We start from the raw sequence: 8,059 nt of genomic DNA on the forward strand, positions 1-8,059 counted from the left end.
TTATGGGTGTATTATTGAACAGAAAACTTGATAGGGATAATCGTTCGTTGCTATGCTATCTATCGCCATGGACTATCGTGGCGATGGAGGATGAATAATGAATATTCGCGATCTTGAATACCTGGTAGCGCTCGCCGAACACCGCCACTTCCGGCGGGCGGCTGACTCATGCCATGTGAGCCAACCGACGCTCAGCGGACAGATCCGCAAGCTGGAGGATGAGCTTGGCGTCATGCTGCTGGAGCGCACCAGCCGTAAGGTTCTGTTTACCCAGGCGGGGCTGTTGCTGGTGGATCAGGCGCGTACCGTGTTACGCGAAGTAAAAGTGCTCAAGGAGATGGCAAGCCAACAAGGGGAAACCATGTCCGGGCCGCTGCATATCGGCCTGATCCCGACAATTGGCCCGTACCTGCTGCCGCACATCATTCCGATGCTGCATCAGACCTTCCCGAAGCTGGAAATGTATCTGCACGAAGCGCAGACCCATCAGCTGCTGGCTCAGCTCGACAGCGGTAAGCTCGACTGCGCCATTCTGGCGCTGGTCAAAGAGAGCGAGGCCTTTATCGAGGTGCCGCTGTTCGATGAGCCGATGATGCTGGCTATCTATGAGGATCATCCGTGGGCAAACCGCGACCGGGTGCCGATGTCGGATCTGGCCGGTGAAAAGCTGCTGATGCTGGAGGATGGGCACTGCCTGCGCGATCAGGCGATGGGCTTCTGCTTTGAAGCGGGGGCGGATGAGGATACCCACTTCCGCGCGACCAGCCTGGAAACGCTGCGCAATATGGTAGCGGCAGGCAGCGGTATTACCCTGCTGCCTGCGCTGGCGGTGCCGCAGGAAAGAAAACGCGATGGCGTGGTCTACCTGCCGTGCATTAAGCCAGAGCCAAGACGCACCATCGGTCTGGTTTACCGTCCGGGCTCACCGCTGCGCAGCCGCTACGAACATCTGGCGGAGGCCATCCGCGGCACGATGGATGGCCATTTCGACAAGGCGTTAAAACAGGCGGTTTAAGCCGTTCAGCGCGGCAACCCGGTACGCTTCCGCCATGGTCGGGTAGTTAAAGGTGGTGTTGACGAAGTACTCAATGGTGTTACCACCACCTTTCTGCTCCATGATCGCCTGGCCGATGTGAATGATTTCGGCTGCGCGTTCGCCAAAGCAGTGAATGCCAAGGATCTCCTTGGTCTCCCGATGGAACAGGATCTTCAGGGTTCCCACGCTCATGCCAACGATTTGCGCCCGCGCCAGGTGTTTAAACTGAGCGCGACCCACCTCATACGGCACTTTCATCGCCGTCAGCTGCTGCTCGGTTTTCCCGACGGAGCTGATTTCCGGAATGGTGTAGATCCCGGTCGGGATATCTTCAATCAGATGCGCTGAGGCTTCGCCTTTCACCAGCGCCTGGGCGGCAATGCGTCCCTGATCGTACGCCGCGGAGGCGAGGCTCGGATAGCCGATGACATCCCCAACCGCATAGATGTGCGGAAGGGCGGTCTGATACATGCTGTTGACCTTCAGCTGACCGCGGCTGTCGGTCTGCAGACCGATGTTTTCCAGCGCCAGAGTGTCGGTATTGCCGGTGCGGCCGTTGGCGTACAGCAGGCAATCGGCTTTCAGTTTTTTGCCGGACTTCAGGTGCATGATCACCCCGTCATCCACCCCCTCAATTTTCTCATACTCCTCGTTGTGGCGAATGACCACGCCGCTGTTCCAGAAGTGATAAGAGAGCGAATCTGACATCTCCTGATCGAGGAAGGCCAGCAGACGATCGCGGGTGTTGATCAGATCGACCTTCACCTCCATGCCGCGGAAGATCGACGCATATTCACAACCGATTACCCCGGCGCCGTAAATGATCACATGGCGCGGCTCATGCTGCAGGCTGAGAATCGAATCGCTGTCATAGATGCGCGGGTGGTGGAAATCGACATCCGCCGGATGGTAGGGGCGAGATCCGCAGGCGATAACGAATTTCTCCGCGGTCACCGTCTCAACCGTGCCGTCATGACACTCCAGCGCCAGAGTATGCTCATCAACGAAGTGGGCATTGCCCTGCAGAATTTCACAGTGGTTGCGCTCATAGAATCCCTGGCGCATATGAGTCTGCTGGTTGATGACGCTGTCGGCATGGTTAAGGATGTCGGCGAAAGAAGAGCGAAGAAGGCGGGAGTGGTCGCTGTAGAGGGGGTTTTGATTAAACTCGATAATACGGCTGACGGCATGGCGGAGGGCTTTCGACGGGATGGTGCCCCAGTGGGTGCAACCGCCGCCGACATTATGGTAGCGCTCGATGACGGCAACGCGTGCTCCCTGTTTCACCAGTCCCATGGCGGCGCCTTCGCCGCCAGGACCGGAACCAATCACTATTGCATCATAATCCCAAGAGTGTGACATGGCATTACTCACCTGTTTTATACATAAAATAAACACGATGATAACATTCGCTGCGCTTTAACCCAATTATCGTTGTGCTTTTTTGCGGCATAAAAGCAGAAACGGCTCGTAAACAATCATTCACAATCCAGGGCAAACCGATTAGTTTTAATCTCTGGTATAGTGCCAGCAGGGCTATTGGAAGGATTCATACATCGTGATGGGCGTAAGAGCACAACAAAAAGAAAAAACCCGCCGTTCGCTGGTGGAAGCGGCATTCAGCCAACTTAGCGCTGAGCGGAGTTTCGCCAGCCTGAGTTTGCGTGAAGTGGCGCGGGAAGCAGGGATCGCGCCGACGTCCTTTTATCGTCATTTTCGCGATGTCGATGAGTTAGGCCTGACGATGGTCGATGAGAGCGGACTGATGCTGCGCCAGCTGATGCGCCAGGCGCGCCAGCGGATTGCCAAAGGCGGCAGCGTGATCCGCACCTCGGTCTCGACCTTTATGGAGTTTATCGGTAACAACCCGAACGCCTTCCGCCTGCTGCTGCGCGAGCGCTCGGGAACTTCTGCGGCGTTTCGCGCCGCCGTCGCACGCGAGATCCAGCACTTTATTGCGGAACTCGCCGACTATTTAGAACTCGAAAACCATATGCCGCGCGCCTTTACCGAAGCGCAGGCTGAAGCTATGGTCACCATCGTTTTTAGCGCTGGCGCGGAAGCGCTGGATGTCGGCCCTGAACAGCGCCGACAGCTGGAAGAACGGTTGGTACTGCAGCTCAGAATGATCTCGAAAGGCGCGTATTACTGGTATCGCCGTGAACAAGAAAAAATGTCACATCATTCCGAATAACGTGAAGGACGAGCAATGAAACACTCAGTTCAAGATAAAGGTACGCTGCTGCTGGCGCTGATTGCCGGGTTATCTATTAATGGCGCCTTTGCGGCGCTGTTCAGTTCGATAGTTCCGTTTTCCGTCTTCCCCATCTTATCCCTGCTGCTGACGGTCTACTGTCTGCATCAGCGCTATCAGAATCGCAGTATGCCCGTTGGGCTACCGGGCCTGGCCGCCGCTTTTTTTATTCTCGGGGTGCTGTTGTACAGCACCGTCGTGCGTGCGGAGTACCCGGATATCGGCTCTAACTTCTTCCCGGCCGTTCTGTCCGTCGCGATGGTCTTCTGGATCGGCTACAAGATGCGTAACCGCAAAAATACGGCAGCCGAATAAGCCGCTAGTGATAAAAAACCGGCAATATGACGTTGCCGGTTTTTTTTGGCCTATTTCCGGGTCAGCAGCACGCCGCACTCCATGTGATGGGTATACGGGAACTGGTCGAACAGCGCCAGCCGGGTAACATTATGCGTCTGGCTTAGCGTTTCCAGATTGCGGCACAGCGTTTCCGGGTTGCACGAAATGTACAGAATGCGCGGATAGGCCTGCACCATTTTTTCCGTTTCACTGTCCAGCCCGCTACGCGGCGGATCGACGAAAATGGTCTCGCACTGATAGCTTTGCAGATCGATACCCTGCAGCCGGTTAAACTCACGCACGCCGTTCATCGCCTGAGTAAACTCTTCAGCCGCCATGCGGATAATCTGCACGTTGTCGATATGGTTGGCGGCGATGTTGTACTGCGCCGCCGCCACCGACGGTTTGGCGATTTCGGTGGCCAGGACGCGATCGAAATTACGCGCCAGCGCCAGCGAGAAGTTACCGTTGCCGCAGTACAATTCCAGCAGGTCGCCGGTCGCTCCTTTGGTGACATCCAGCGCCCACTCCAGCATTTGAATGTTCATTGCCGCGTTCGGTTGGGTAAAGCTGTTTTCCACCTGACGGTAGATCATCTCCCGACCGCCAACCGGCAGACGTTCATCTATATAATCCTGATCGAGCTCGATTTTAGTTTTGGTCGCCCGACCAATGAGATGCACATTGAGCCCCTGGGCTCGCAGGGCGTCACGCAGCGCCTCCGCTTGCTCACGCCAGGCATCGTCCAGCTTTTTATGATACAGCAGCGAGACGACCGCCTGATTGCTGAGGGTGGTCAGATAGTCAATCTGGAACAGCTTATGGCGCAGGACGGGATTGTTGCGCACGCCCTCCAGCATGGCGGTCATCAGCTGATTGATCAGCGCGCTGGCGGCCGGAAAGCTGTCAACGCGAATCCGCGACCGGGTCTGCTGATCGAAAATAATATGGTACAGGTCGTCGCCATCGTGCCACAGACGGAACTCGGCGCGCATACGGTAGTGGCTGACCGGCGAACGAAACACTTCCGGAACCGGCGCGGCAAAAGGCGCCATCATGGTTTGCAAACGGACGACTTTTTCTGCCAGCTGCGCTTCGTATTGTTCGGTAGGAAGGTGTTCGGGGGTCATGATGTATCCTGAATAAAATAAGTACGCGGGGATTGTAGGGAAAGCGCCGGGGATGTCCAGCCTCGAATGCCGCGGGAAATATAATTAGCAGTCTGGACATCTATATGATTCTGATTGTAGCATTCGCCTACCGGTCCTGTGAGTTAAAAGGGAACCCAGTGGAAATCTGGGGCTGACGCGCAGCGGTAAGGAAGGTGAGAAATGAGCGCACTCGGTGCAGACACTGCGGTTAGCCGTGGGAAGTCATTATTTCTTGAAACAGCCTCCAAGCCCGAAGACCTGCCGGAATACGTCGCACTGGGTTTTATCGTCGCGAGCAACTGATAAAACCTGCGGCATCCTTTTTCTGTTTCGGATGCTTTTACAATGATTAAAAAAGCTTCGCTGATGACGGCCTTATCCGTCACGGCATTTTCCGGCTGGGCGCAGGATAGCAATTCAGATACGTTGGTGGTGACAGCAAACCGTTTTCAACAGCCGGTCAATACCGTGCTGGCGCCGACCGATATAGTGACGCGTGATGACATCGATCGCTGGCAGTCCAAAGATTTAAACGATGTCATGCGTCGTCTTCCCGGGGTCGATATTGCCCGCAATGGCGGCATGGGGCAGAGCGCTTCGCTGTATGTTCGGGGGACGGAGGCTCGCCACGTGCTGGTGCTGATCGATGGTGTGCCGATGGCGCGTCCGGGGATCTCCAACGGCGTGGATATCAGTCAGATCCCTATCTCTTTAGTCCAGCGGGTGGAATATATCCGCGGCCCGCGCTCCGCGGTGTACGGCTCCGGAGCGATCGGCGGGGTGGTGAACATTATCACCATGACCGACGCTGAGCGTTCGCAGATCAACGCCGGCGCGGGAACGAACGGCTATCAGTCCTATGATGGCGCCTTCAACAAGCGGTTTGGCGATACGCTGGTTACCGCTGCCGGCGCCTATCAGACCACCAAAGGGTTTAACGTCCAGCCGAACTCCTCTTATAGCGGCGACAGCGATCGCGACGGCTACCGCAATAAAATGCTGTGGGGCGGGGTACAGCATCAGTTCGATGATAACTTCTCGGGATTCTTCCGCGGCTATGGTTATTCCGCCAATGCTGACTATGACCAGGGTAACTGGGGCTACGCAGGTGGAAACGATGAAGATCAGTCCTATACCCAATCCTGGGATACCGGTCTGCACTACCACTCCGGAATTTACTCCTCCCAGCTGATTGCGAACTATCAGCGTATTAAAGATTACAACTACAGCAGCGACGCTGGCCGCTATGCCGCGGGCACCACCCTGGATGATATGGAACAGCGCTATATCCAGTGGGGAAATAATGTTGTGGTGGGCCATGGCGCGGTGAGCGGCGGCGTAGACTGGAAACAGGAGAAGCTGAAATCCAGCGGAACGACCAATACCGACGTGTATAAGCGCGATACCACCGGTCTTTATCTGACGGGCCAGCAGCAGATTGACAGCGTGACGCTGGAAGCTTCCGGCCGTGAGGATCATGACGAGCAGTTTGGCTGGCACGGTACCTGGCAGACGGCGGCTGGCTGGGAATTTATCGACGGTTATCGGACAACGCTCTCGTACGGCACAGGATTCCTCGCCCCCTCCCTCGGGCAGCAGTACGGCGCAGAACGCTTTGGCATCGCCTCTAACCCGAACCTGAAGCCAGAGGAGTCGAAGCAGTGGGAAGCGGGCCTTGAAGGGTTAACGGGGCCGGTCGACTGGCGTCTCTCCGCGTATCGCTATGAGATTCAAAACCTCATCGATTACGACAACAACGCCTATTACAACGTCAAGTCGGCGACGATCAAGGGGCTGGAGTGGACGGGAAATGTCACCACAGGGCCGGTGGAGCACCATCTGACGCTGCAGTATGTTGACCCTCGCGATGATGAAACTAACAAGATCCTCTATCGCCGGGCGAAGCAGCAGGTGAAATACGAGCTGAACGGCCAGGTCTACGATCTGGGGTGGGATGTGACGTATCACTACATCGGCAAGCGCTACGATTATGATTACGACAATTCGCGTACCGTCAATATGGGTGGGTTGAGCCTCTGGGATGTCGGTTTATCGTATCCCGTCACCTCACACCTGACAGTTCGTGGTAAAATAGCCAACCTGTTCGATAAAGATTACGAGACAGTTTATGGCTACCAATCTGCAGGACGGGAATACACCTTGTCTGGCAGCTACACCTTCTGATCCACGTCCCACCGTGCTGGTGTTTGATTCCGGCGTCGGTGGGTTGTCGGTTTATAATGAGATTCGGCAGCTGCTGCCGAATCTGCATTACATCTATGCTTTCGATAACGTTGCCTTCCCCTATGGCGAGAAGAGCGAGGAGTTTATCGTTGAGCGCGTTGTGGAAATCGTCACCGCTGTCCAGCAGCGTTATCCCCTGGCGCTGGCGGTGATCGCCTGCAATACCGCCAGTACCGTCTCCCTGCCTGCCCTGCGTGAAAAGTTCGCCTTCCCCGTTGTTGGCGTGGTGCCGGCGATCAAGCCCGCCGCCCGCTTAACGGCGAACGGCATTGTTGGTCTGCTGGCGACGCGCGGTACCGTAAAGCGTCCTTATACCCGTGAGCTGATCGACCGCTTTGCCAATGAATGTCGGATTGAGATGCTGGGGTCGGCGGAGCTGGTGGAGCTGGCGGAAGCGAAGCTGCACGGCGAGCCTGTGCCGTTAGAAGAGCTGCGCCGTATCCTGCGCCCATGGCTGCGGATGCAGGAGCCGCCGGATACGGTGGTGCTGGGCTGCACCCATTTTCCTCTTTTACAGGAGGAGCTGCAGTGCGTTCTGCCGGAAGGCACGCGGCTGATTGATTCCGGCGCGGCGATTGCCCGTCGCACCGCCTGGCTGTTAGAGCATGAAGCGCCGGATGCGAAGTCCAGCGACGAGAATAAAGCATTCTGCATGGCGTTGACGGCAGAAACGGAACAACTTTTACCCGTTTTGCATCGCTATGGCTTCTCGACGCTGGAAAAATTACCGCTTTAACGGCGTTTTGCACAAAAAAGAGACGGTTGAATAATTTTTTGAAAACAGGGCTTGTCAACGTCTCAGAACTCCCTATAATGCGCCTCCACTGACACGGAACAACGGCAAGCGAGCCGCCGGGTCAGCAGGGTTTCGGCGATGAAGTTCAGCGCTGAAAACCGACAGAGAAAAGCAAAATAAGGGCTTGACTCTGAATGAGGAAAACGTATTATACGGGACCTCGCAACGGTGAGCTGAAAGCCGCGTTGCAACTGCTCTTTAACAATTTATCAGACAATCTGTGTGGGCACTCAAAGTGACAT

7 protein-coding genes and 1 riboswitch are annotated in these 8,059 nt (G+C 55.9%); of the genes, 5 read left to right on the forward strand and 2 right to left on the reverse strand.

Annotation, left to right across the window (positions count from 1 at the left end; translation table 11 throughout):
- Nucleotides 1–97: 97 nt before the first annotated feature.
- The gene (gene oxyR, locus ABLU50_RS17265) at nucleotides 98–1,015 is read left to right on the forward strand and encodes a DNA-binding transcriptional regulator OxyR (RefSeq protein WP_002883015.1); all 918 of its coding nucleotides are present in this window, start codon (nucleotides 98–100) and stop codon (nucleotides 1,013–1,015) included.
- On the opposite strand, the gene sthA is transcribed toward oxyR, so the two are convergent.
- A complete protein-coding gene (gene sthA / locus ABLU50_RS17270) occupies nucleotides 998–2,398 on the reverse strand; it encodes a Si-specific NAD(P)(+) transhydrogenase (protein WP_002883016.1) in 1,401 nt (466 codons plus the stop codon). The two genes, oxyR and sthA, sit on opposite strands and share 18 nt — an antisense overlap.
- A 196-nt stretch (nucleotides 2,399–2,594) precedes the next feature.
- Between sthA and fabR the strand changes: the two genes are divergently transcribed.
- Together fabR and ABLU50_RS17280 are read left to right on the forward strand one after the other, a co-directional pair.
- Nucleotides 2,595–3,230: an HTH-type transcriptional repressor FabR gene (fabR, locus tag ABLU50_RS17275; RefSeq protein ID WP_004151856.1), complete on the forward strand. Its 636-nt coding sequence runs from the start codon at nucleotides 2,595–2,597 to the stop codon at nucleotides 3,228–3,230.
- A 15-nt stretch (nucleotides 3,231–3,245) separates the two neighbouring features.
- Nucleotides 3,246–3,605 (forward strand): YijD family membrane protein, encoded by a 360-nt coding sequence (locus tag ABLU50_RS17280; protein WP_004203691.1) that lies wholly within the window; start codon nucleotides 3,246–3,248, stop codon nucleotides 3,603–3,605.
- A gap of 50 nt (nucleotides 3,606–3,655) precedes the next feature.
- On the opposite strand, the gene trmA is transcribed toward ABLU50_RS17280, so the two are convergent.
- Nucleotides 3,656–4,756, reverse strand: coding sequence for a tRNA (uridine(54)-C5)-methyltransferase TrmA (gene trmA, locus ABLU50_RS17285; RefSeq protein ID WP_004203692.1), 1,101 nt, complete (start codon nucleotides 4,754–4,756; stop codon nucleotides 3,656–3,658).
- 114 nt (nucleotides 4,757–4,870) lie between these two features.
- Nucleotides 4,871–5,058: riboswitch (cobalamin riboswitch) on the forward strand.
- Nucleotides 5,059–5,122: 64 nt separating this feature from the next.
- Here trmA and btuB point away from each other — a divergent pair.
- Both btuB and murI read left to right on the forward strand, forming a co-directional pair.
- Nucleotides 5,123–6,961, forward strand: a complete 1,839-nt coding sequence (gene btuB / locus ABLU50_RS17290) for a TonB-dependent vitamin B12 receptor BtuB (protein WP_023319435.1) — start codon at nucleotides 5,123–5,125, stop codon at nucleotides 6,959–6,961.
- Nucleotides 6,906–7,757, forward strand: coding sequence for a glutamate racemase (gene murI / locus ABLU50_RS17295; protein ID WP_004203695.1), 852 nt, complete (start codon nucleotides 6,906–6,908; stop codon nucleotides 7,755–7,757). The genes btuB and murI overlap by 56 nt, the downstream gene beginning before the upstream one ends.
- Nucleotides 7,758–8,059 lie beyond the last annotated feature (302 nt).

Source organism: Klebsiella sp. GG_Kp173, assembly GCF_040062415.1.
Lineage (GTDB): Bacteria > Pseudomonadota > Gammaproteobacteria > Enterobacterales > Enterobacteriaceae > Klebsiella > Klebsiella quasipneumoniae.